Below are 26,618 nucleotides of genomic sequence, written 5' to 3'. Positions count from 1 at the left end.
GGCCGGCCGGACGGGCCCCGGCGGTCAGAGGGACGCCAGCCAGTCCTTGATGGCCCGCGTGGTGGTCTCCAGGTGGTCCTCCATGACCGTGAAGTGGTCGCCGGGGACGTCCAGCACCTTGGTGGCGGGCCACTGGGCGCGCCACTCGTCGCTCATCGGGTCGTCCGTCATGCCCTCCAGGGGGACGGTGGCCCGCAGCAGCAGCGTCGGTGTCTCCACCGCCCGCGGCTCCCAGAACTCGAACATCCCGCAGTACCAGCCCATGGCGGTGAGCCGGGTGCCGTCCAGGGTGACGAACCGCTCCTCGCGCTCGAACATGCCCTTGAGCAGTTGGTCCTGCACCCGGTTGATGTGCGGGCTGGTCATCGGGTAGCCGTCGATGACCACCACCCCGGCGGGGGCGACGCCACGCCGGCTCATCCGCTCGCCGGTCAGGTGCGCGAGCACGCCTCCGGAGGAGGAGCCCAGCAGGACGAACGGGTCGTCGCCGACCAGTTCGCCGATCATGTCGCCGTACACGTCCGCCAGCGCCTCCTCGTCGGCGGCGAGCGGTTCGCCGTGCTGGAAGCCGGGGACGTCGAGCGCCGCGACGTCGTACTCGTCGCCGAGGAACGAGGCGAACCGCACGAACTGGTGGGCACCGCCGAGGGCCACGAAGGCGGACAGACAGATGATCCTCGGCCGCCGGGCGCCGGTGGTCAGCCGCAGCGGCCCCGGAACCCCCTCGCGGCCCTCCCCCGATGTGAACATGGGGCGCAGTTGGGCGGCCTGGTGCATCATCTTCACGCCGATCTTGAGCTGGCCCCGCTCGGCGGCGTAGCGGAAGAGCTGGCCGGCCGCGTCCAACGGGCTGGTGCGGCGGGCGGAGACGGCCGGTGCGGCGGGCTCGGCGGAGGGCGCGGCGAGCAGTTCGGCGCGCAGGAACCGCGCGAGTTCCCTCGGGGTGGAGCAGTCGAAGGCGACGGTGGGGCGCAGCCGGAGCCCGGTGGCCGCCGTCAGTCGGTTGCGCAGCTCGACGGCGGTGAGCGAGTCGAGGCCGAGCGCGAGGAAGCCGATGGAGTCGTCGACGGCGTCCGCCGAGGCGTGGCCGAGCACCGTCGCGAGGTGGCCGCGCACGATCTCGCCGAGGAGGGCGTCGCCGGCGTCCTCGTCCAGTCCGGCGAGCGCGCGCCGCAGTTCGTCGGCGCTGTGCCGCTCGGCTCCCGGCCCCGGGCGCCGGCCCCGGGCCCGCACGAGGTCTCTGAGGAGGGCCGGCGCTTCCTCGGGCGCGGTGTCCAGCGTGGCGGAAGCGAGCGTCGCGGGGACCAGCGCGGCAGCGTCGGTGCCGCGCGCCAGGTCCAGGACGGCGAGGCCCTGCCCGGTGTCGAACGGCACCACTCCTCCGCGCGAGATCCGCGCCACGTCGGCCTCGTCCAGGTTCCGGGTGAGGCCGCTGCCGTGCTCCCACAGGCCCCAGGCGAGGGACTGGGCGGGCAGGCCCTGGGCGCGTCGATGGTGCGCCAGGGCGTCGAGGAAGGCGTTGGCCGCCGCGTAGTTGCCCTGCCCCGGGGCGCCCAGGACGCCGGCGACCGAGGAGAAGAGGACGAACTCGCGCAGCCCGAGATGGCGCGTCAGCTCGTGCAGGTTGAGCGCCGCGTCGACCTTGGGGCGCAGCGCGGTGTCGATCTGCTCGGGAGTGAGCGAGGCGAGGACGCCGTCGGAGAGCACGGCGGCGGTGTGCACGACCGCCGTCAGCGGCGCCCCCTCGGGGAGGGAGGCCAGCAGCGCGGCCAGGGCGTCCCGGTCGGCCAGGTCGCAGGCGGCGCCGGTGATCTCGACGTCGAGGTCCGCGCCCAGCCGCTGGATCTCCTCGGCGCCCGGGCCGCGCCGGCTGGCCAGGACGATCCGTCGGGCGCCGTGCTCGGCGGCGAGGTGGCGCACCACCAGGCCGGCGAGGCCGTCGGCGCCGCCGGTGACCAGGACCGTGCCGTCCCGGTCGGGTTGCCGCCCGGCGGCCTCGCGGGTGGACCTGTGCAGCCGGGGCACGCGCAGTTCGCCGCCGCGCAGGGCGAGTTGGGGTTCGTCCAGGGAGAGCGCCGCTTCGAGCAGATGCTCGCTCTCCGCGTCGGTGTCGACGAGGACGAAGGCTCCCGGATGCTCGGACTGGGCGGATCTGACCAGGCCCCACACCGGGGAGCCGGCCAGGTCGGTCACGTCCTCGTCGACCGCCGTGGCCACCGCGCCCCGGGTGCTGACGACCAGCCGGGCGCCGTCGGGGTGCTCGGCCGCCAGCCACTCCTGTAGCCGGCCGAGCACCCGGCGGGTGGTCTCGTGGGCCGCCGCCGCGTTCGCGGGACCAGGATCGACGCGGACGACGGTGTCGGCACGCCGCACGGCCCGCGGCAGTGGGCGCGGCACCCAGGACACCTCGTAGAGCGAGTCGTGGCGGGCCAGCCCGGTGAGGCGGCGCAGCGCGAGGGAGTCCACCGTGAGCACGGCCCCGCCGTCGCGGTCGGTCGCGCGGATGGACACCTCGTTCCCGCCCAGCGGCCTGGTCTCGACCCGTAGGTCGCCGCCGGCCTCGCCGTGCACGGTGACACCGCCGAAGGAGAAGGGCAGGACGGGCCCGCCCGCTTCCGCGTCACGGGACAGGCCGACGGTCTGCAACACCGCGTCGAGCAGCGCCGGGTGGACGCCGAACCGCCTCGCCTCCGACCGCTGTCGCTCGGGCAGCGCCACCTCGGCGCAGATCCGGTCGCCCACGCGCCAGGCGGCGGTCATCCCACGGAAAGCGGGGCCGTACGCGATGCCGCCCTCGGCGAACCGGCCGTAGAGATCGTCGATGTCCACCGGTTCGGCGCCGGCCGGCGGCCACGGAGCTCCGTCCCGCTCCAGGTCCGTGACCTCGGGCGTGCCCTCGGCTTCGCGTGGCGCGAGCCATCCGGTGGCGTGCCGGGTCCAGGGCCCTTCGCCGGACGCGGCGTGGACGGCGAACCGGCGACGCCCCGCCTCCGGGCTCTCCACGGCCAGTTGGACGGTGAGCGGCTCGGCGGGGTCGAGCACCAGCGGGGTCTCCACCGTCAGCTCTTCCAGCAGTCCGCAGTCCAGGCCCCGGCCGGCGTGCAGCACCGTCTCCACCAGGGCCGCGCCCGGCAGGACCACGGTGCCCCCGACGGCGTGGTCGGCGAGCCAGGGGTGGGTGCGCAGCGACAGGCGGCCGGTGAACAGCAGGGTGCCGTGCTCGGCGACGGGCTGCGGCCGTCCGATCAGCGGGTGGCCGCCGCCGGCGGCGCCGAGGTGCTCGATGGCCGGGTCCAGCCAGTACCGCGTGCGCTGGAAGGCGTATGTCGGCAGTTCGACCCGCCGGGCGGCGGGGAAGGCCGGGCCCCAGTCGACGGGGACGCCGGTGACATGGAGTTCGGCGAGGGAGAGCAGGAAACGATCCCAACCACCCGAATCACGCCGGAGCGTGCCCACCACCGTCCCCGACACCGTCTCCTCGATCGCCGAGGTCAACACCGGATGCGGACTGACCTCGACAAACACCCCATAACCCGCCTCACCCAACGCACGAACCGCCCGCTCCAACTCCACCGTCCCCCGCACATTCCGATACCAGTACCCCGCGTCCAACACCCCCCCGTCCAACACCCCACCCGTCACCGTCGAACAGAACGGAACACCCCCCGAACGCGGCACCACCCCCGCCAACACCCCCAACAACTCCGCCCGAATCCCCTCCACATGCACCGAATGAGACGCATAGTCCACCGGGACACGGCGAGCGCGGCAGCCCTCCGCCTCGCACCGGGCGAGGAGTTCGTCCAACGCCTCGGAGTCGCCGGAGACCACCACCGCTCCCGGCCCGTTGACGGCGGCCACCGCCAGCCGATCGCCCCAGTCGGCCAGCCGGCGCCGGACCTCCTCCACCGGAAGCGCCACCGACGCCATCCCCCCACGCCCCGCGAGCGCACGCAACGCCCGCGACCGCAACGCCACCACCCGCGCACCATCCGCCAACGAAAGCGCACCCGCCACCACAGCCGCCGCGATCTCCCCCTGCGAATGCCCCACCACCGCATCAGGAACCACCCCCACCGACTCCCACAACGCTGCCAACGACACCATCACCGCCCACAACACCGGCTGCACCACATCCACCCGCTCAAACCCACCCGACCGCACCACCTCCACCAACGACCACTCGACATGCGGAGCCAACGCCCCCTCACACTCCGCGAACCGCGCCGCGAACACCGGCGAGACATCGAGAAGTTCCACCGCCATCCCCACCCACTGCGAACCCTGCCCCGGGAACACGAAGACCTTCTTCCCGGTCGGTGCGGTGGTGCCACGGACGGTGTTGTCGGAGAACTCGCCGTTCGCCAGCAGGTCGAGCTCATGGGCCAGGGCGTCGTGGTCGGCGCCGACGACGACCGCGCGATGCGGCAGCGCGGCCCGGCCGGTCGCGGTCGAGAACCCGATGTCGGCCGGCGCGAGGCCGGGCCGGGCCGCCGCGTGGCGCCTGAGCCGCTCGGCCTGGCCGCGCAGGGCGTCGGCCGACCTGGCGGACAGCAGCCAGGGAACCGCCGTGCCGGGCACGGGCGCCCGCGCGGCCGGTGCGGCGTCGGCCGCGGGGGCCTGTTCCAGGACGAGGTGGGCGTTGGTGCCGCTCACGCCGAAGGACGACACGCCGGCGCGTCGAGGGTGCCCGTGTTCGGGCCAGTCGACCGCCTCGGTGAGCAGCCGGACATCGCCCTCCGACCAGTCGATATGCGTGGACGGCCGCGTGATGTGCAACGTCCTCGGCAGCACGCCGTGCCGCATCGCCAACACCATCTTGATCACACCAGCCACCCCGGCCGCCGCCTGCGTATGACCGATATTCGACTTCAACGACCCCAGCCACAACGGCCGCCCCTCGTCACGGCCCTGACCATAGGTCGCCAACAACGCCTGCGCCTCGATCGGATCCCCCAACGTGGTACCGGTGCCATGCGCCTCCACCACATCCACCTCGGACGACCGCACCCCGGCATCCGCCAACGCCCGCCGAATCACCCGCTGCTGCGAAGGACCATTCGGCGCCGACAACCCATTCGACGCACCATCCTGATTCACCGCCGAACCCCGCACCACCGCAAGCACCGGATGCCCAAGACGCCGCGCATCCGACAACCGCTCCAACACCACCACCCCCACCCCCTCACCAAACCCAGCACCATCAGCCCCCTCGGCGAACGACTTACACCGACCATCGACGGCGACGCCCCCCTGTTGGCTGAGCCCCACGAACAGCCCCGGGCCCGCCATCACGGTCGCGCCGCCGGCCAGCGCCAGCGTGCTCTCCCCCGCGCGCAGGGACTGCGCGGCGAGATGGATCGCCACCAGCGACGACGAACACGCCGTGTCCACCGTGACAGCCGGACCCTCCAGACCGAGGGCATACGCGATCCGGCCGGATCCCACGCTGGACTGGGTGCCCATGCCCAGGAACGCCTCGACGCCGTCCGGGACATGGTGCAGTGGGCCGCCGTAGTCGGTGCCCATCAGCCCGACGAAGACGCCGGTCCTGCTGCCGCGCAGGGTGCCCGGGTCGATGCCGGCGCCTTCGATGGCCTCCCAGGAGGTCTCCAACAGCAGCCGCTGCTGCGGGTCCATGGCGAGGGCCTCACGCGGCGATATCCCGAAGAAGCCCGCGTCGAACAGGCCCGCGCCGGCCAGGAAGCCGCCCTCGCGGGTATGGGACGTCAGCGTGTCGGGCGAGCTCTCGCCGAACAGTCCGCCGGTGTCCCAGCCCCGGTCCTCGGGGAACGGGGAGATGGCGTCCCGCGCCTCGTCGACCAGGGTCCACAGGTCGTCGGGCGAGGTCACCCCACCGGGGTAGCGGCACCCCATGGAGACCACGGCGACCGGCTCGTCGGTCCGCTTCGACAAGCGCTGGTTGGCCTCCCTGAGGCGTTCGTTGTCCAACAGTGCGCTGCGCAGGGCAGCGATCATCTGCTCCTGAGGGGCAGTCATCATGAGCTCCACACATGTCGATCCGGATCAGGATTCGTCACTGCCGAGGGCGCTGGCCCATCGGACGAGGTCATTCGCGTCCATGCTCTGGATGTGCTCGATCCGGTCGGCCGTCGTCTGCTGCCTCCCCTCTTCGGCCAGCCGCAGGATCACGTCGAGCACTCCGGCCGCACGCAGCCGCTCCACCGGGACGGACGCGACGGCCTCGCGGATCCCGGCGTCGTCCGTGTCCCCGACCGGCTCCTCGGAAGCCTCGGCGGGGGCCAGTCCCAACTTGTCGTAGAGGTGACCCGCCAGCCCCGAGGAGGTCGGGTAGTCGAAGACCAGCGTCGGCGTCAGGCGGGTACCGACGGCGGCGGAGAGCCGGTTGCGCAGTTCGACGGCCATCAGCGAGTCGAAGCCGAGGCTGGTGAACGTCATGTCCTGGTCCACGGCGGCGGGTCCTTCGTAGGCCACGACCGCGGCCACGGTCGACCGCACCAGATCGAGCAGGATGCCCCGCCGCTCCTCCTCCGGCAGCCCTTCCAGCCGCTGCCGGAAGGTCGCCATGTCCGCTGGCCTCTCGGCCACGGCCGGGGTCCGCCGCACGGCGGGCCGCACCAGGTGCCGCAGCAACGGCGGGATCCCATCGCCGCGGGGCGACAGGTCCAGGTGGATCGGCACCAGCGCGGCGTCGTCCATGGCGGACGCGGTGTCGAACAGTGCGAGCCCGTCGGCGGAGCCGATGGGCCGCACGCCACCGCTGGCCAGCCTGGCCACCTCGCGGTCGCCGAGCCCGCCGGTCATGGCACTGCGCTGCTCCCAGAAGCCCCAACCGAGCGACTGGGCGGGCAGGCCGGCGCCACGCCGGCGTTGGGCCAGCGCGTCGAGGAAGGCGTTGGCCGCGGCGTAGTTGGCCTGGCCGGCCGCGCCGAAGGTCGCCGACGCCGAGGAGAACAGCACGAACGCGGAGAGCCTCGGCCCACGGGTCAGCTCGTCGAGCAGCAGCGCCGCCTCGGCCTTGGGCCGCAGCACCCGATCGACCTGCTCGGGCGTCAGCGATGTGACGGGGGCGTCGTCGAGCACACCGGCCGCGTGCACGATCCCGGTCAGCGGCCGGTCGGCCGGGATGGCGGCGAGGACACCGGTCATCGCGCTCCGGTCGGCGGCGTCGCAGCGGGCGGCCACCACCCGGGCCCCCGCAGCGGTCAGCTCCTCGACCAGCTCCGGGCCGGGGCCTGAGCGTCCGACCAGCACCAGGTCGCGTACCCCGTGCCGGTCGACCAGATGCCGCGCGATCAGGCCGCCGAGGACGCCGCCCGCGCCGGTGATGAGCACCGTGCCGCTCGGGTCCCACTTCGGCTCCTCGCCGGTCGGCGCGGCCCGCACCAGCCGGGCGGCGAGCACGGCACCGCCCCTGACGACGACCTGCGGTTCGCCACAGGCCAGCGCGGCGGGCACCCACCGGGCGATGTCGTCGCCCGGCCCCAGGTCCACCAGGACGAACCGGTCGGGGTGCTCACTCTGCGCCGCCCTGACCAGGCCCCACAGCGAGGCGTGCACCGCGTCCCGCAGGTCGGGGCCGGCCGCTTCGCGGGTGACCACCACCAGGCGCCGGTCGTCCTCGTGGTCCTCGGCGAGCCAGCCCTGGACACGGGCGAGCGCCCGACGCACGACGGCACGCACGTCGTCGCCGGGGCCGGCGTCGGGTGCGGTGAAGTCCGCCACGTCGTACGGCGGTACGCCGCCGGCGCCGTCGGCGGTCACCGGATGCCAGTCGACCCGGTACAGCGACCGCGCGCGGGCCGCCTCCAGCTGACTCGCCGCCAGCGGGCGCATCACCAGCGACTCGACCACGGCGACCGGGGATCCGGCGGCGTCGGCGACGCTGATCGCGATCTCGTCCGTGCCCGTCGTCGTCAGCCGCACCCGCAGGGTCGACGCACCCGACGCGTGCAGGCTCGTCCCGCCCCAGCTGAACGGCAACCGGACGCCGCCGGCCTCGCCCTCGGACGGGCCGGCCTCGACGGACGCCAGCCACAGCGCGTGCAGTGCCGCGTCCAGCAGCGCCGGGTGCAGGCCGAACTGCCGGGCGTGATCCCGCTGCGCCTCGGGCAGGGCGACCTCGGCGTACACCTCGTCACCACGCCGCCACGCCGCCGTGAGCCCCTGGAAGGCGGGCCCGTACTGGTATCCCCGCTCGGCGAAGCGGGCGTACAGATCGGTGGTGTCCAGGGCCTCGGCCCCGACCGGAGGCCACGGCCCGGTCAGGCTTTCCGCCGTCGCGCCGCCGGTGGCGAGCGCGCCCGTCGCGTGCCGGGTCCACTGCTGGTCGGCGGGCGCGTCGTCCTCCCGCGCATAGAGGGTGAGCGAGCGCCGCCCGTCCGGGTCGGGGGCGCCGATGACGAGTTGGATGGCGAGCCCGCCTCGGTCCGGCAGGACCATCGGGGTCTCCAGGGTGAGCTCCTCGACCACGCCACAGCCGAGCTGCTCCCCCGCGTACTGCGCCAACTCCAGGAACGCCGTGCCCGGCAGCAACACCGACCCGTTGACCGCGTGATCCACCAACCACGGATGCGTCCGCGACGACAACCGCCCCGTGAACAGATACCCCTCCACATCCGCCAACGGCACCCCCGCCCCCAACAACGGATGCTCCACACCCCGCAAACCCACCGCACCCACATCACCACCCACCACCGACGCCTCCAACCAGAACCGCCGACGCTCAAACGGATACGTCGGCAAATCCCCAAAAGGCATGGCACCGCCGAAGAACGGAGTGAAGTCCACCCCCACACCCCGAACGAACAACTCCCCCGCCGACAGGAGGAATCGACGCACACCCCCCTCATTCCGCCGCAACGTGCCCGCCACCACCGCACCATCACCGACGGCCTCACCCACACCCACCGTGAGAACCGGATGCGCGCTCACCTCGACAAACACCCCGAACCCCGCACCCGCCAACCCCCGCACCGCACCCTCGAACTCCACCGTCTCCCGCAAATTCCGATACCAGTAGGCGGCGTCCAGACCGGTCCCGTCGATCCACCTCACCTCAACCGTGGAGAAGAACGGCACCCTCACCTCACGCGGCACGACCTCCCCCAACACCCGCAGGATCTCCGCCTGAATCTCCGCCACCTGCGCCGAATGCGACGCGTAGTCCACCGGAACGCGCTTCGCGCCCTCCACCAACCCCAACACCACATCCAGCCCCGCCGGATCACCCGACACCACAACGGACGAAGGACCATTCACCGCAGCGACAGACACACCGTCAGGCACCAACCCCCGCACCACATCCACCGACAACGGCACCGACACCATCCCCCCACCACCCGCCAACCGCTCACCAATCACCCGCGACCGCAACGCCACCACCCGCGCACCATCCACCAACGACAAACCACCCGCCACCACAGCAGCCGCGATCTCCCCCTGCGAATGCCCCACCACCGCATCAGGAACCACCCCCACCGACTCCCACAACGCCGCAAGAGACACCATCACCGCCCACAACACCGGCTGCACCACATCCACCCGCTCAAACCCACCCGACCGCACCACCTCCACCAACGACCAGTCGACATGCGGAGCGAGTGCCTCGGCGCACTCGTTGAACCGCGCCGCGAACACCGGCGAGGAATCGAGAAGTTCCACCGCCATCCCCACCCACTGCGAACCCTGCCCCGGAAAGACAAACACCGTCTTACCCACCACCGATGCCACACCGGACACCACATCCGACGCCGGCTCACCGTCCACCAACGCCCCGAGCCCTGAACCCAACTCATCCGCCGAACCACCCACCACCACCGCACGATGCTCAAACACCGACCTCCCGGCCAGAGCCGCGCCCACCGACGCCCGCTCCTCCCCCACCAACGACACCAACCCACCCGCCACCCCACGCACCCCACCCACCGAACGCCCCGACACCACCCACGGCACCACCCCCAACTCCCCCGCCACCACAACCGACTCCACCACCGGAACCGACTCCAACACCACATGCGCGTTCGTCCCACTCAACCCGAACGACGACACACCAGCCCGACGCGGACCATCCCCCCCAGGCCACTCCCGAGCCTCCGTCAACAACCGAACATCCCCAGCCGACCAGTCCACATGCGACGACGGCTCATCCACATGCAACGTCCTCGGCAACACGCCATGCCGCATCGCCAACACCATCTTGATCACACCGGCCACCCCGGAGGCGAGCTGTGTGTGGCCGATGTTGGACTTGACGGAGCCCAACCAGAGGGGTGCCTCGCGGTCCTGGCCGTAGGTGGCCAGCAACGCCTGTGCCTCGATCGGGTCTCCCAGCGTGGTGCCGGTGCCGTGCGCCTCCACCGCGTCCACGTCGGACGGCTTCAGACCGGCGTTGGCCAGCGCCTGCCGGATCACCGACTGCTGCGCGAGGCCGCTGGGCGCGGAGAGACCGTTGGACGCGCCGTCCTGGTTGATCGCGCTGCCCCGGATCACCGCGAGCACCTGGCGCCCGTTGCGCCGCGCGTCGGAGAGCCGCTCCAGCACCACCACGCCCACCCCCTCGGACATGCCCATGCCGTCGGCCGCGGCGGCGAACGCCTTGCAGCGGCCGTCGGCGGCGAGGCCGCGCTGCCGGCTGAACCCGATGAAGCCCTCCGGGTTGGACATGACGGTGACGCCGCCGGCCAGCGCCAGCGAGCACTCGCCCGAACGCAGCGACCGCGCGGCGAGATGGATCGCCACCAGCGACGACGAGCACGCCGTGTCCACGCTGACCGCCGGGCCCTCCAGACCGAAGGTGTAGGCGATCCGGCCGGATGTCACGCTGGCTGAGCCGCCCGTGACCATCTGGCCCTGGAGTCCGTCCGGCACCTTGGCGTTGGCGCCATAGCCCTGGTAGCCGGTGCCGACGAAGACGCCGGCCCGTTCGCCCCGCTGGCTCTCCGGGTCGATGCCGGCTCGTTCGAACGCCTCCCAGCTGGTCTCCAGCAGCAGCCGCTGCTGCGGGTCCATGGCGAGGGCCTCACGCGGCGAGATACCGAAGAACAGGGGGTCGAAGTCGCCCGCCGCGTCCAGGAAGCCGCCCTGCCGGGTGTACGAGGTGCCGGGCCGGTCGGGGTCGGGGTGGTAGAGGCCGTCCAGGTCCCAACCTCGGTCGGTCGGGAAGTCCGAGATGACATCGCCCCCCGTGCGCAGCAGTTCCCACAGCTCCTCCGGGCCGCTGACGCCGCCGGGGAACCGGCAGGCCATGCCCACCAGCGCGATCGGCTCGTCCTGGGCCGCGAGCACCACCGTGGCCGCCGGGGCGGCGGCGGTCTCCTGGGTCAGCTCCGCACGCAGGTGGCGGGCGATGGCGTGGACGTTGGGGTGGTCGAAGACGACCGTGGTGGGCAGCCGCAGTCCCGTCGCGGCGTTGAGCCGGTTGCGGAGTTCGACCGCGGTGAGCGAGTCGAACCCGATGTCGCGGAAGGCGCGCTTGGGGTCGACCGCCTCGGCTCCTGAGTGGCCGAGGACGGCGGCGACCTGTTCGCGTACGAGCTCCACCAGTTCGGCCTCGGACAGCGCGGCGGCCACCGGCGCCGCGTCCTGGGTCTCCTCCCTGGCGAGGGCCGCCACCTCGGGGATCTCGTCCAGCAGGGGACGGGGGCGGGCGGAGGTGAAGACCGGCGCGAAACGGGACCAGTCCACTTCCGCGACGGTGAGGCACGTCTCGTCGTCGTCCATGGCCCGTTGGAGCGCCGCGACGGCGAGCCCTGGGTCGATGAACGGCAGGCCCTGGCGGCGTACCCGGTCCATGTCCAGGCCGCCGGGCATGGCGGCGGACTCCGCCAGGTTCGGGGTGTTCCAGATGCCCCACGCGATGGAGGTGGCCGGCACTCCGAGGCCGCGCAGGTGCTCGGCGTAGGCGTCGAGGAAGGCGTTGGCGGCGGCGTAGGCGCCGTGGTCGCCGCTGCCCCAGACGCCGGCGATGGAGGAGAACAGGACGAACGCGTCGAGGTCGGGCAGCGACTCGGCCAGGTGGATCGCGCCCGCGACCTTGGCGTGCACGACCTCCTCGAACTCGGTCAGCGAGGTGTCGGCCAGCGACGCGATCTGGATGAGGGCCGCCGCGTGGACGACCGCGCGGACGGGGGTGCCCTCCGCCGTCAGCCTGGCCGCCAGCTCCACCACCGCCGCACGGTCGGTGACATCGCAGCTCGTGTACCGCAACCGCGTTCCGGACTCGGCGAGTTCGGCGGTGAGCTCGGCAGCGCCCGGCACCTCGGCGCCACGGCGGCTGGCCAGCACCAGGTGCTCGGCTCCCGAGGCGGCCAGCCAGCGGGCGACATAGGGGCCGACGGCGCCGGTTGCGCCCGTGACCAGGACCGTCCCCCGAGGGCGCCAGGCCCGCCGGGGCGGCCTGCCGTCCGGCAGGGCGCGGGTGAGGCGGCGCACCAGGGTGGTGCCGCCGAGGACCGCCCACTGGTCCTCGCCGCCGCCGCCGGCGAGCACGTCGGGGAGCGCGGCGGCGGACAGCTCGTCGTGGTCGGCCGGCAGGTCGATCAGTCCGCCCCAGAACTCCGGGTGCTCCAGGCCGATGACGCGGCCGAGCCCCCACACCGCCGCCTGGGCGGGGTTCTGCGGCTCGCCGTCACCGGCCGCCGAGGTGGCGCCGCTGGTCAGGCACCACAGCGAGGCAGTCCAACGTGTGTCGTGGAGCGCCTGGGTGAGCACGGTGGTGAGGGCGAGGCCGCTGGTCAGGCCCGGGTGCGCCGGGTCAGGACGTTCGGCGAGGGCCAGCAGCGACAGCACGCCATCCGGCTGTGCCCGCTCGCCCAGGGACGCGGCCAGCTCCGCGCGACTGGTGCCGACGGGAACGAGGCACTCCTCCACCCGGGCGCCGCGCTCGGTGAGCGCGCGGAGCGCGCCGGCCGCCCAGGGGTCCTCGCGGTGCCCCTCCGGGACGACCGCCAGCCAACTGCCCGGCGCCTGCCGGGCCTCGGGCGTGGCCGGGCGCCAGGCGACGCGGTAACGCCAGGAGTCGGTGGAGACCTCGGGCGACGGCGGCGCCAGCCAGTACCGCTCGCGCTGGAACGGGTAGGTGGGCAGGGCGACTTGCCGGCCGCCGGGGTAGAGCGCGTCGGCGTCCACCGCCACGCCGTGCGCCCAGGCGGTGCCGAGCGAGGTCATGAAGCGGCGCGGGCCGCCGTCGTCGCGGCGCAGGGTGCCGACCGCCAGGAAGGCGGCGTCGCCGTCGACGTCCTCGGCGGTCTCCTCGATGGACATGGTGAGAACGGGGTGCGCGCTGATCTCGATGAAGGCACCGTGGCCGGCGGTGACCAGGGCGCGGACGGCGGCTTCGAGCTCGACCGTCTGCCGCAGATTGCGGTACCAGTAGGCGGCGTCCAGGCCGGTCCCGTCGCTCCACCCCACCTCCACCGTGGAGAAGAACGGCACCCTCACCTCACCCGGCACGACCTCCCCCAACACCCGCAGGATCTCCGCCTGAATCTCCGCCACCTGCGCCGAATGCGACGCATAGTCCACCGGCACCCGCTTCGCGCCCTCCACCAACCCCAACACCACATCCAGCCCCGCCGGATCACCCGACACCACAACCGACGAAGGACCATTCACCGCAGCGACCGACACCCCCTCAGGCAACAACCCCCGCACCACACCCACCGACAACGGCACCGACACCATCCCCCCACCACCCGCCAACCGCTCACCAATCACCCGCGACCGCAACGCCACCACCCGCGCACCATCCACCAACGACAAACCACCCGCCACCACAGCAGCCGCGATCTCCCCCTGCGAATGCCCCACCACCGCATCCGGCACCACACCCACCGACTCCCACAACGCCGCAAGAGACACCATCACCGCCCACAACACCGGCTGCACCACATCCACCCGCTCAAACCCACCCGACCGCACCACCTCCACCAACGACCACTCGACATGCGGGGCGAGCGCCTCGGCGCACTCGTTGAACCGCGCCGCGAACACCGGCGAGGAATCCAACAACTCCACCGCCATCCCCACCCACTGCCACCCCTGACCCGGAAAGACGAACACCGTCCTCCCCACCCCGGCGGCGACCGGCCGGTCGAGGCTCCTCAGCCCGACCGTCCAGTCCTCGACGTCCCGGCCGACAACGAACGAGCGGTACTCGAACGCGGTGCGGGTCGCCAGGGTGTGGCCGATGTCCACGGGGTTCTCGCCGGTCAGCGGCGACAGCTGCTCGGCCAGGGCCAGCACGGCCTCCGGCGTCCGGCCGGAGAGCAGCCACGGCACCACCGTGGCGGGTGGGGCGGCGGACGGTACGGCCTCCGGCACGGACTCGATGATCGCGTGCGCGTTGGTGCCGCTGATGCCGAACGACGACACACCGGCCCGGCGCGGGCTGTTCCCTTCGGGCCAGGCGCGGGGCTCGGTCAACAGCTCCACCTGACCGGCCGACCAGTCGACGTGCGGCGAAGGCTCCTCGGCGTGCAGCGTCCTGGGCAGCGTGCCGTGCCGCATGGCCAGCACCATCTTCATGACCCCGGCGACACCCGCGGCGGCCTGGGTGTGGCCGATGTTGGACTTGACCGAGCCCAACCACAGCGGCCGGTCGCGGTCCTGACCGTAGGTGGCCAGCAGCGCCTGCGCCTCGATCGGGTCCCCCAGCGACGTGCCCGTACCGTGCGCCTCCACCACGTCCACCTCGGCGGACGACAGGCCAGCGTTGGCCAGCGCCTGCCGGATCACCCGCTGCTGCGAGGGACCGTTGGGCGCGGTCAGCCCGTTCGACGCGCCGTCCTGGTTCACCGCCGTGCCGCGCACCACGGCCAGCACCGGGTGCCCGTTGCGCCGCGCGTCCGACAGCCGCTCCAGCAACAGGACGCCGACGCCCTCCGCCATGCCGAAGCCGTCGGCGCTCGCCGCGAAGGACTTGCACCGGCCGTCGGCGGCGAGGCCGCGCTGCCGGCTGAACTCCACGAACCCGCCGGGGGTGGCCATCACCATGACACCGCCGGCCAGCGCCAGGGTGGCCTCGCCGGCGCGCAGCGCCTGGCTCGCCAGGTGCAGGGCGACCAACGAGGACGAGCAGGCCGTGTCGACGCTGACCGCTGGCCCCTCAAGGCCGAAGGTGTAGGCGATCCGGCCGGAGATGACACTGGCCGAGTTGCCGGTGGCGATATAGCCCTCGCCGACGTCCGGGGCCCCGGCCACCAGCGTGATGTAGTCCTGGCTGTTGGTGCCCATGAAGACGCCGCCCGACGTGCCGTTGAGCGAGGCAGGGTCGATGCCGGCCCGTTCGAACGCCTCCCAGGAGGTCTCCAGCAGCAGCCGCTGCTGCGGGTCCATGGCCAGCGCCTCACGCGGCGAGATGCCGAAGAAGCCCGCGTCGAACTCGCCCACGGCGTCGAGGAAGCCGCCCTCCCGCACATAGGAGGTGCCGGCACGTTCGTGGTCTGCGTCGTAGAGGCGGCTGATGTTCCAGCCTCGGTCGGTGGGCAGCCCGGTGATCGCGTCGCCGCCCTCGGCGAGCAACTCCCAGAGCGCCTCGGGGGTGTTGACGCCGCCGGGGAACCGACAGCCCATGGCGACGATGGCGATCGGCTCGTCGGAGGCCGAGGCCACCGGCGCTGCCGTCGCGGTGTGGGTGCCCACCAGCTCGGCGAGGAGGTGGGCGGCGAGGACGGAGGGTGTCGGGTAGTCGAAGACCAGGGTGGCCGACAGCTTCAGCCCGGTGGCCTTGGTGATCCGGTTGCGCAGTTCCACGGCGGTGAGCGAGTCGAAGCCCAGCTCCCGGAACGCCTTGCCCGGCTCGACCAGGTCGGCGGAGGTGTGGCCGAGGACCACGGCCGCCGCTCCGCGCACCAGGTCGAGGACGTGCCGCTGCCGTTCCGGCTCCGGCATGGCCACCAGCCGGTCGCCGAAGGACGCCCCGGCGCCCGCACCGGTGGCCGCGCGCCGCGCTGGCGCGCGCACCAGCCCGCGCAGCACGGCGGGGAGCGCCTCCTGTCGGCGCAGCGCCTCGTGGTCGACGCGGACCATGACGGGTGCCGCGAGGTCCGTCGCCAGTGCGGCGTCGAAGAGTGCGAGGCCCTGCTCCGAGGAGAGCGGCAGCATGCCCGACCTGGCCATCCTGGCGATGTCGGCGTCGTCGAGCCGCGCGGTCAGGCCGCTGCGCCGCGTCCACAGGCCCCAGGCCATGGACTGGGCGGGCAGTCCCGCCGCTCGCCGGTGCTGGGCGAGCCCGTCAAGGAAGGCGTTGCCGGCCGCGTAGTTGCCCTGCCCCGGGGCGCCGAGGCTGCCCGCCGCCGAGGAGAACAGCACGAAGGCGGCCAGGTCCTGGTCCCGCGTCAGTTCGTGGAGGTGGAGGGCGGCGTCGACCTTGGTGCGGAAGACCCGGTCGAGGTGTGCGGGGGTGAGGTCGGTCAGCACGCCGTCGTCGAGGACGCCCGCGGTGTGCACCACCGCCGTCAGCGGCCGGTCCAGCGCGCCCAGCACCTCGGCCAGCGCGTCGCGGTCGGCGACGTCGCAGGCGAGGGAGCGGACCTCGGCGCCGGGCAGCTCGGGGGCCTGGCCGCTGCGGCTGAGCATGACCAGATGACGCATGCCGTGCGCCGCGACGAGGTGTTCGGCGACGAGCCCGGCGAGCACGCCGCTGCCGCCGGTGATCAGGACGGCGCGGTCGGGGTCGAGCCGGCGCGGCGGGGTGAGGACGAGCTTGCCGACGTGCTTGGCCTGGCTGAGGTGACGCATCGCCTCGGGTGCGCGGCGCAGGTCCAGGACACGGGTCGGCAGCGGCGTCAGCACGCCTCGTTCGAAGAGGGCGAGCACCTCGGTCAGCATCGCGTGGATGCGGTCGGGCCCGGCGTCCATCAGCTCGAAAGCCTGGTAGCGCACGCCTTCGTGGGCGGCCGTCACCTCCTCGGGGTCGCGGAGGTCGGCCCTGCCCATCTCGATGAAGCGTCCGCCACGGGGCAGCAGGCGGAGCGAGGCGTCGACCAGCTCACCGGTGAGGGAGTTGAGGACGACGTCCACGCCCCGGCCGCCGGTCGCCGCGAGGAAGGCGCTTTCGAACTCGGCCGTCCGGGAGGAGGCCAGCTGGTCGGCGGCGAGTCCCGTCGCCTCCCACTTGCCGGTGCTGGCCGTGCCATAGACCTCGGCGCCCAGGTGGCGGGCGAGCTGGACGGCGGCCATGCCGACACCGCCGGCGGCGGCGTGCACCAGGACGGTCTCGCCCGCGCGCAGACCTGCCAGGTCGACCAGTCCTCGGTAGGCGGTGAGGAAGACCACGGGCACGCCGGCGGCCTGTTCGAAGGTCCAGCCGCCGGGCATCCTGGCCAGCAGCCGCCGGTCGGCGACGGCGACGGGCCCGTAGCAGCCGGCGAAGACGCCACAGACCCGGTCTCCGACCGTGAGGCCGGTGACGCCCGTCCCGGTCGCGGTGACGACCCCGGCGCCCTCGATGCCCAACGGACCCGGCTCGCCGGGGAGCAGCCCGAGGGCGTTGAGCGCGTCGCGGAAGTTCATGCCGGCGGCGCGGATCTCGACCCGCACCTCGTTCGCCGCCAGCGGGGCCGTCAGCTCGGGTGCCGGCAGCAGCGCCAGGTTCTCCAGCGTGCCGCGTTCCGTGGTGCCCAACAGCCAGGCGGACGAGCCGTCGGCAGGCGGCGACAGGGTGCCCGAGGCGCCGAAGCCGGCCAGCCGTGGCCGGTGCGCGACGCCGTCGCGCAGCGCGAGCTGCGGTTCGCCGGCCGCGGCGGCGGCGGCCAGGAGGTGGTCGGACGCCTCGTCGGAGTCGATCAGCAGGAAGCGGTCCGGATGCTCCGCCTGGGCGGACCTGACCAGGCCCCACACGGCGGCGTGCGCGGGATCGACGTCCGCGCCCGGCTCGGTGGCCACGGCCGCCCTGGTGCGGACGATCAGCGTGCCGTCCTCGGCGAGGGCGTCCTGCAACCGGGCGAGCACCCGCGCGGTCACCTCGTGCGCGGAGCCGGCGTCGACGGCGAGCACCTCGGGGTCCGGGTGCGTGCCCTCGGCGTCCAGCGCCAGGACCGGCCACTGGAAGTGGTAGGGGAACGCGCGGGAGGCGCGGAAGAGCGCGGGGTTGAGCGGGCGGACCACCAGCGAGCCGACGGTCACGACGGGCTCGCCCGACTCGTCGGCGGCTGCGATGGCGATGGAGTCGGGCCCGTCCGGGCGGACTCGGACGCGGAGCACGTTCGCGCCGGACGCCAGCAGGGACACGCCACGCCAGGCGAAGGGCAGCCGTGCCTCGTCGCCGGAGAAGAACCCGCCCAGGCCGGCGGCCTGGAGCGCCGCGTCCAGCAGCGCCGGGTGCAGGCCGTACGCGTCGGCGTCCTCGGCCTGCTCGTCGGGGAGCGCGACCTCGGCGTACAGGGTGTCGCCCTGCCGCCAGGCGGCCCGCAGCCCGCGGAAGGCCGGCCCATAGACAAAGCCGTTGCCGGCCATCCGGTCGTAGTAGCCGTCGAGCGCCATCGCCTCGGCGTGGGCCGGGGGCCAGGTGTGGGCGGTGAAGTCGGTCGTGGCCGTCGCCTCGGCGAGCGTGCCGGTCGCGTGCCGGGTCCAGTCCTGGTCGGCGGGCGCGTCGTCCTCCTTGCCGTGGACCGTCAACCGCCGGCTGCCGTCCGGGTCGGGGGCGCCGATGACGAGTTGGATGGCGAGCCCGCCTCGGTCCGGCAGGACCATCGGGGTCTCCAGGGTGAGCTCCTCGACCACGCCACAGCCGAGCTGCTCCCCCGCGTACTGCGCCAACTCCAGGAACGCCGTACCCGGCAGCAACACCGACCCGTTCACCGCGTGATCCACCAACCACGGATGCGTCCGCGACGACAACCGCCCCGTGAACAGATACCCCTCCACATCCGCCAACGGCACCCCCGCACCCAACAACGGATGCTCCACACCCCGCAAACCCACCGCACCCACATCACCACCCACCACCGACCCCTCCAACCAGAACCGCCGACGCTCAAACGGATACGTCGGCAAATCCCGACAGGGCGCGGCACCGCCGAAGAACGGAGTGAAGTCCACCCCCACACCCCGAACGAACAACTCCCCCGCCGAGAGGAGGAACCGACGCACACCGCCCTCGTTCCGCCGCAACGTGCCCGCCACCACCGCACCATCACCCACGGCCTCACCCACACCCACCGTGAGAACCGGATGCGCGCTCACCTCGACAAACACTCCGAACCCCGCACCCGCCAAACCCCGCACCGCACCCTCGAACTCCACCGTCTCCCGCAGATTCCGATACCAATACCCGGCATCGAGAAACTCCGTGTCCAACCAACCACCCGTCACCGTCGAAAAGAACGGAACATTCCCCGCACGCGGCACCACGCCCGCCAACGCATCCAACAACTCCGCCCGAATCCCCGCCACCTGAACCGAATGCGACGCATAGTCCACCGGCACCCGCTTCGCACCCTCCACCAACCCCAACACCACATCCAAACCCGCCGGATCACCCGACACCACAACCGACGACGGACCATTCACCGCAGCGACCGACACCCCCTCAGGCACCAACCCCCGCACCACACCCACCGACAACGGCACCGACACCATCCCCCCACCACCCGCCAACCGCTCACCAATCACCCGCGACCGCAACACCACCACCCGCGCACCATCCACCAACGACAAACCACCCGCCACCACAGCCGCCGCGATCTCCCCCTGCGAATGACCCACCACCGCATCAGGAACCACACCCACCGACTCCCACAACGCCGCCAACGACACCATCACCGCCCACAACACCGGCTGCACCACATCCACCCGCTCAAACACACCCGACCGCACCACCTCCACCAACGACCAATCGACATGAGGAGCCAACGCCCCCTCACACTCCGCGAACCGCGCCGCGAACACCGGCGAGACATCGAGAAGTTCCACCGCCATCCCCACCCACTGCGAACCCTGCCCCGGGAAGACAAACACCGTCCTCCCCACCGCCGACGCCACACCCGACACCACACCCGACGCCGGCTCACCGTCCACCAACGCCCCGAGCCCTGAACCCAACTCATCCGCCGAACCACCCACCACCACCGCACGATGCTCAAACACCGACCTCCCAACCAAAGCCGCGCCCACCGACCCCCGCTCCTCCCCCACCAACGACACCAACCCACCCGCCACCCCACGCACCCCACCCACCGAACGCCCCGACACCACCCACGGCACCACCCCCAACTCCCCAGACACCACAACCGACTCCACCACCGGAACCGACTCCAACACCACATGCGCGTTCGTCCCACTCAACCCGAACGACGACACACCAGCCCGACGCGGACCATCCCCCCCAGGCCACCCCCGAGCCTCCGTCAACAACCGAACATCCCCCGCCGACCAGTCCACATGTGACGACGGCTCATCCACATGCAACGTCCTCGGCAGCACGCCGTGCCGCATCGCCAACACCATCTTGATCACACCGGCCACCCCGGCCGCCGCCTGCGTATGACCGATATTCGACTTCAACGACCCCAGCCACAACGGCCGGCCCTCGTCACGGCCCTGACCATAGGTCGCCAACAACGCCTGCGCCTCGATCGGATCACCCAACGTGGTACCGGTGCCATGCGCCTCCACCACATCCACCTCGGACGACCGCACCCCGGCATCCGCCAACGCCCGCCGAATCACCCGCTGCTGCGAAGGACCATTCGGCGCCGACAACCCATTCGACGCACCATCCTGATTCACCGCCGAACCCCGCACCACCGCAAGCACCGGATGCCCAAGACGCCGCGCATCCGACAACCGCTCCAACACCACCACCCCCACCCCCTCACCAAACCCAGCACCATCAGCCCCCTCGGCGAACGACTTACACCGACCATCGACGGCAAGGCCGCGCTGCCGGCTGAACTCGGTGAACAGGGCGGGCGTCGACATGACGGTGACGCCGCCGGCCAGGGCCAGCGAGCACTCGCCCGAACGCAGCGACCGCGCGGCGAGATGGATCGCCACCAGCGACGACGAACACGCCGTGTCCACCGTGACGGCCGGACCCTCCAGACCGAACGTGTAGGCGATCCGGCCGGACAGCACGCTGGGCGAGGTGCCGGTGCCGAGGAAGCCCTCGATCTCCTCGGGCACATCGGTGACACGCGCCGCGTAGTCCTGGTACATCACGCCGGCGAACACACCGGTGGCGCTGCCCCTGAGGTCCTGTGGGCGGATGCCCGCGCGTTCGATGGCCTCCCAGGAGGTCTCCAACAGCAGCCGCTGCTGCGGGTCCATGGCGAGGGCCTCACGCGGCGAGATGCCGAAGAAGCCGGGGTCGAAGTCGGCGGCGCCGGCGAGGAAGCCGCCCTCCCTCGCGTATGAGCTGCCCCGGCGGGTGCCCTCCGGGTCGTAGAGGCCGTCCAGGTCCCAGCCCCGGTCGGCGGGGAAGGCGGCGATGGCGTCGCCGCCGGAGGCGAGCAGCTCCCACAGGTCCTCGGGGGTGTGGACGTCCCCGGGGAAGCGGCAGCCGATGGAGACGATCGCGATCGGCTCGTCCACGCTGACGGCCTGGGCCACGGCTTCGGTCGTGTCCTGCCGCTCGCCCAGTTCGGCGAGGAGGTGCTCGGCGAGGACCAGCGGGGTCGGGTAGTCGAAGACGAGGGTCGCCGGGAGCTTCAGGCCGGTGACCGCGCCCAGCCGGTTGCGCAGTTGGACGGAGGCGAGCGAGTCGAAGCCGAGGTCGCGGAACGCCCTGCCGCCGTCGATGACGTCGGCGGAGGCATGGCCGAGGACCGAGGCGACGCCGGTGCGGACCAGGTCGACGACGGCGCCGATGCGGTCGGCGGCGGGGAGGGTCGCGAGTTGCGCGGCCAGCGAGGTGGCGTCGTCGGTGGTGTTCCGCGCCGCGACGGCCCGGCGGGCCGGGGTGCGCACCAGCCCGCGCAGCAGCGACGGGAGGGGGTCGGAGGAGGCGCGCAGCGTCGGCAGGTCCAGGTGCATCAGGACGAGCAGCGGCTCAGGGGTGGACAGCGCCCGGTCGAACAGCTCAAGGCCCTGTTCGACGGTGAGCGGCGGCATGCCGGAGCGCGCGACGCGGCGCAGGTCGGCCTCGTCGAGGTGGCCGGTCATGGCGCTCGCCGTCTCCCACAGGGACCAGGCGAGGGACTGGGCGGGCAGCCCCGCCGCACGGCGGTGCTGGGCCAGCGCGTCGAGATAGGCGTTGGCCGCCGCGTAGTTGGCCTGCCCCGGGCCGCCGAAGACGCCGGAGGCGGAGGAGAACAGGACGAACGCGGACAGGTCGAGGTCACGCGTCAGCTCGTGCAGATGGGCCGCGGCGTCCACCTTGGGGCGCAGGACGGTGTCCACGCGCTCCGGGGTCTGGGAGGTGACGACGCCGTCGTCGAGCGCTCCGGCGGCGTGGATCACGGCACACAGGGGCTCGCGCAGTCCGTCGATCACCGAGGCCAGGGCGGCGCGGTCCGAGGCGTCGCAGGCGACCACGTCGACGTCGGCGCCGAGCCCGGTGAGCTCAGCGCGCAACTCGGGGGCGTGTCCGGTGCGGCTGAGCAGCACGAGGTGGCGCACCCCGTGACGGGTGACGAGCCGCCGGGCGACGCGGGAGCCGAGGAGGCCGGTGCCGCCCGTGATCAGCACGGTGCCGTCGAGGGCGACGGGCCGGCTCTCGGACCTGACGCGCTCCAGGCGGGGGGCGAGGAGACGGGCACCGCGCACGGCGAGTTGGCCCTCGCCTTCGACGAGCGGCACCCGGCCGCCGTCGGTGTCGGTGTCGGTGTCGGTGTCGACGAGCACGAAGCGGCCGGGGTGCTCCGACTGGGCGGATCTGACCAGGCCCCAGACGGCGGCGCCGGCCAGGTCGGTGACGTCCTCCGACGGGGCGGCCGACACCGCCCCCGTGGTGACGAACGCCAGCTGTCCCGGCTGGTCGTCGGCGAGCCAGCGCCGCACCTCGCTGAGGGCGTGGTGCACCGCGCCCCGGACGTCGCCGCCGGGCTCGATGCGTACGGTCTCGGCGGGCGCCTCGGCGCCTGGTGTGGCGGGCACCGGCGTCCAGGCCAACCGGAGGACGGCGTCGGCGCCCGGGGCCCGTACCGCGTCGTCGGCTGGCGGGCGCAGCACGAGGGACTCCACCGAGGCGACGGGCCGCCCCTCGGGGTCGGCGACCCGCACGGAGACGGCGTCCTGCCCGGCGGGGGCGATGTGGACGCGGAGCGCGGTGGCGCCCTGGGCGTGCAGGGACACGCCGTTCCAGGAGAACGGCAGCCGGGCCTCGGCCGCGTCGGCGAGTCCGGTGAGGTGCAGCGCCGCGTCGAGCAGCGCGGGGTGCAGGCCGAAGAGCCGGGCCTGGCCGAGCTGTTCGTCGGAGAGGGCGACCTCGCCGAGGAGTTCGTCGCCCCGGCGCCACGCCGCGCGCAGGCCCTGGAACGCCGGGCCGTAGCCGAAGCCGGCGGCGGCGTAGCGGTCGTACATGCCGGCGGTGTCGAGGGGGACGGCGTCGCGCGGTGGCCAGGCGGTGAGGTCGGCGGTGGGGGTGACGGGCGCGGCGGAGAGGGTGCCGCTGGCGTGGCGGGTCCACTCGTCCGTGCCGTCGGGGGCGGCGTGCAGGGTGACCTGGCGGCGGCCGTCGTGGTCGGGGGCGCCGACGGCGAGTTGGATGGCGACGGCGCCGTTCTCCGGCAGGACGAGCGGGGTCTCCAGGAGCAGTTCGTCGACCCGCTCGCAGCCCACCTGGTCGCCGGCGCGGGCGGCGAGTTCCAGGAAGGCCGTACCGGGCAGCAGGATCGCGCCGCGCACGGTGTGGTCGGCGAGCCAGGGGTGGGTGCGGACGGAGAGGCGCCCGGTCAGCAGGGCGCCCTCGGTATCCGCGAGCGCGACGACCGCGCCCAACAGCGGGTGGTCGGCGGAGCCGAGGCCGGCCGCCGTCATGTCGCCCTGTTGGGCTGTGGGGTCCTCCAGCCAGTACGGGGCCCGTTGGAAGGGGTAGGTGGGGAGGTCGACGCGGGAGCCGCCGGGGAGCAGCGCGGTGAGGTCGACGGGGACGCCGGTGACATGGAGCTCGGCGAGGGAGAGCAGGAAACGATCCCAACCACCCGAATCACGCCGGAGCGTGCCCACCACCGTCCCCGACACCGTCTCCTCGATCGCCGAGGTCAACACCGGATGCGGACTGACCTCGACAAACACCCCACAACCCGCCTCACCCAACGCACGAACCGCCCGCTCCAACTCCACCGTCCCCCGCACATTCCGATACCAGTACCCCGCGTCCAACACCCCCCCGTCCAACACCCCACCCGTCACCGTCGAACAGAACGGAACACCCCCCGAACGCGGCACCACCCCCGCCAACACCCCCAACAACTCCGCCCGAATCCCCTCCACATGCACCGAATGAGACGCATAGTCCACCGGGACACGGCGGACACGCACCCCTTCCCAGGAGTCCAACTCGTCAAGGGCGTCCGAATCCCCGGCCACCACCACCGATGAGGGGCCGTTGACGGCGGCGATGGAAAGACCTGGCCCCAGCCGGCGCCGGACCTCCTCCACCGGAAGCGCCACCGACGCCATCCCCCCACGCCCCGCCAGCGCACGCAACGCCCGCGACCGCAACGCCACCACCCGCGCACCATCCGCCAACGAAAGCGCACCCGCCACCACAGCCGCCGCGATCTCCCCCTGCGAATGCCCCACCACCGCATCAGGAACCACCCCCACCGACTCCCACAACGCCGCAAGAGACACCATCACCGCCCACAACACCGGCTGCACCACATCCACCCGCTCAAACCCACCCGACCGCACCACCCCCTCCAACGACCACTCGACATGCGGAGCCAACGCCCCCTCACACTCCGCGAACCGCGCCGCGAACACCGGCGAGACATCGAGGAGTTCCACCGCCATCCCCACCCACTGCGAACCCTGCCCCGGGAACACGAAGACCAGGTCGCGGGAGGGGCGGACGGTGCCGCGCACCAGGGCGGGGTGTTCCCCGTCGTTCGCCAGGGCGGCGAGCGCGGCGTCGAAGTCGCCGCCGACCACCACGGCGCGGTGTTCCAGGGCGGCGCGGGTGGTGGCCAGGGAGTGGCCGACGTCGAGCGGGTCGAGGCCGGCCAGGGGGCGCAGCTGTGCCGCCCGGGCCGCCAGCGCCCGCGGGCCACGGGCGGAGATCGCCCAGGGCACGAAGGCCGGGGCGGTCACCGTGGCGGGTCCGGCGTGGGGGGCTGGCTCGGTCTCCGCCGGCTGCTCCGGCGGTGCCTGTTCCAGTACGACATGGGCGTTGGTGCCGCTGACGCCGAAGGAGGAGACGGCGGCGCGGCGGACCCGGTCCACCTCGGGCCAGGGCCGCAGCGCGGTGGCCAGGCGGACCGTGCCCGACGCCCAGTCGACCTGGGGTGTGGGCCGGTCGGCGTGGAGGGTGGGCGGCACCTGGCCGTGCCGCATGGCCTGCACCATCTTGATGACGCCGCCGACCCCGGCGGCGGCCTGGGTGTGGCCGATGTTCGACTTCAACGAGCCGAGCAGCAGCGGCTGTTCCCGGCTGTGGGCGCGGCCGTAGGTGGCCAGCAGCGCCTGCGCCTCGATCGGGTCGCCGAGGGGGGTGCCGGTGCCGTGGGCCTCGACGACGTCGATGTCGGCCGGTGTCAGCCGGGCGTTGGCCAGCGCCCGGCGGATGACCCGCTGCTGGGCGGGGCCGTTGGGCGCGGTGAGCCGGCTGCTGGCGCCGTCCTGGTTGACGGCGGTGCCACGGACCAGCGCGAGCACGGTGTGGCCGTTGCGCCTGGCGTCGGAGAGCCGCTCCAGCAGGAGCATGCCGACGCCCTCGCCCCAGCCGGTGCCGTCGGCGTCGGCGGCGAAGGACTTGCAGCGGCCGTCGGCGGCGAGGCCCCGCTGCCTGCTCATCTCGGTGAACGGGACGGGGGTCGCCATCACCATGGCGCCGCCCGCGAGGGCCAGCGCGCACTCCTCGGCGCGCAGTGCCTGTGCGGCCAAGTGCAGGGCGACCAGCGAGGACGAGCAGGCGGTGTCCACGCTGACCGCTGGGCCCTCGAAGCCGAACGCGTAGGAGACGCGGCCGGAGGCGACGCTGTCGGAGTTGCCCCCGGCCAGGAACCCCTGGACCTCCTCGGGCACCTGGCGCAGCCGGGTGCCGTAGTCCTGGTACTGCACGCCGGCGAAGACGCCGACCTGGGCGCCGCGTTGGGCCTGTGGGTCGATACCGGCCCGTTCGAACGCCTCCCAGGTGGTCTCCAGCAGCAGCCGCTGCTGCGGGTCCATGGCCAGCGCCTCGTTCGGCGAGATGCCGAAGAACTCCGGCTCGAAGCCGGCGATGTCGTCGAGGAAGCCGCCCTCGTTGGCGTAGCTGCTGCCCGGGCGGGTGCCCTCCGGGTCGTACAGCCGCTCCAGGTCCCAGCCCCGGTCCGCCGGGAACGGGGTGACGGCGTCCGTGCCGGCGGCGACCATGCGCCAGAGGTCGTCGGGGCTTTGCACGCCGCCCGGGTAGCGGCAGGCCAGCCCGATGATGGCGATGGGTTCGGAGTCCCTGGCCTCAAGCTCGGTCAGCCGTTGACGTGTGTGGTGCAGATCGGTGGTGACCCGCTTGAGGTAGGTACGGAGCTTGTCGTCGTTCACTGCGGTCC

Annotated in this window: 1 protein-coding gene and 1 pseudogene; both read right to left on the bottom strand. The window is 73.0% G+C overall.

Going from position 1 to position 26,618, the window contains the following annotated elements; genetic code table 11:
* Nucleotides 1-51 precede the first annotated feature (51 nt).
* Nucleotides 52-6,000: pseudogene (locus tag K4G22_RS30550) on the bottom strand (type I polyketide synthase); the annotation flags it as partial.
* Between the two features lie 27 nt (nt 6,001-6,027).
* Nucleotides 6,028-26,610: a type I polyketide synthase gene (locus K4G22_RS30545; protein WP_228083713.1), complete on the bottom strand. Its 20,583-nt coding sequence runs from the start codon at nt 26,608-26,610 to the stop codon at nt 6,028-6,030.
* Nucleotides 26,611-26,618 lie beyond the last annotated feature (8 nt).

The sequence above is a fragment of the Streptomyces profundus genome (genome assembly GCF_020740535.1).
In the GTDB taxonomy this organism is placed as follows: Bacteria; Actinomycetota; Actinomycetes; order Streptomycetales; family Streptomycetaceae; genus Streptomyces; species Streptomyces profundus.
The sequence above is the reverse complement of the archived record's forward strand: the minus strand, read 5'-3'. Positions and strand labels throughout refer to the sequence as shown.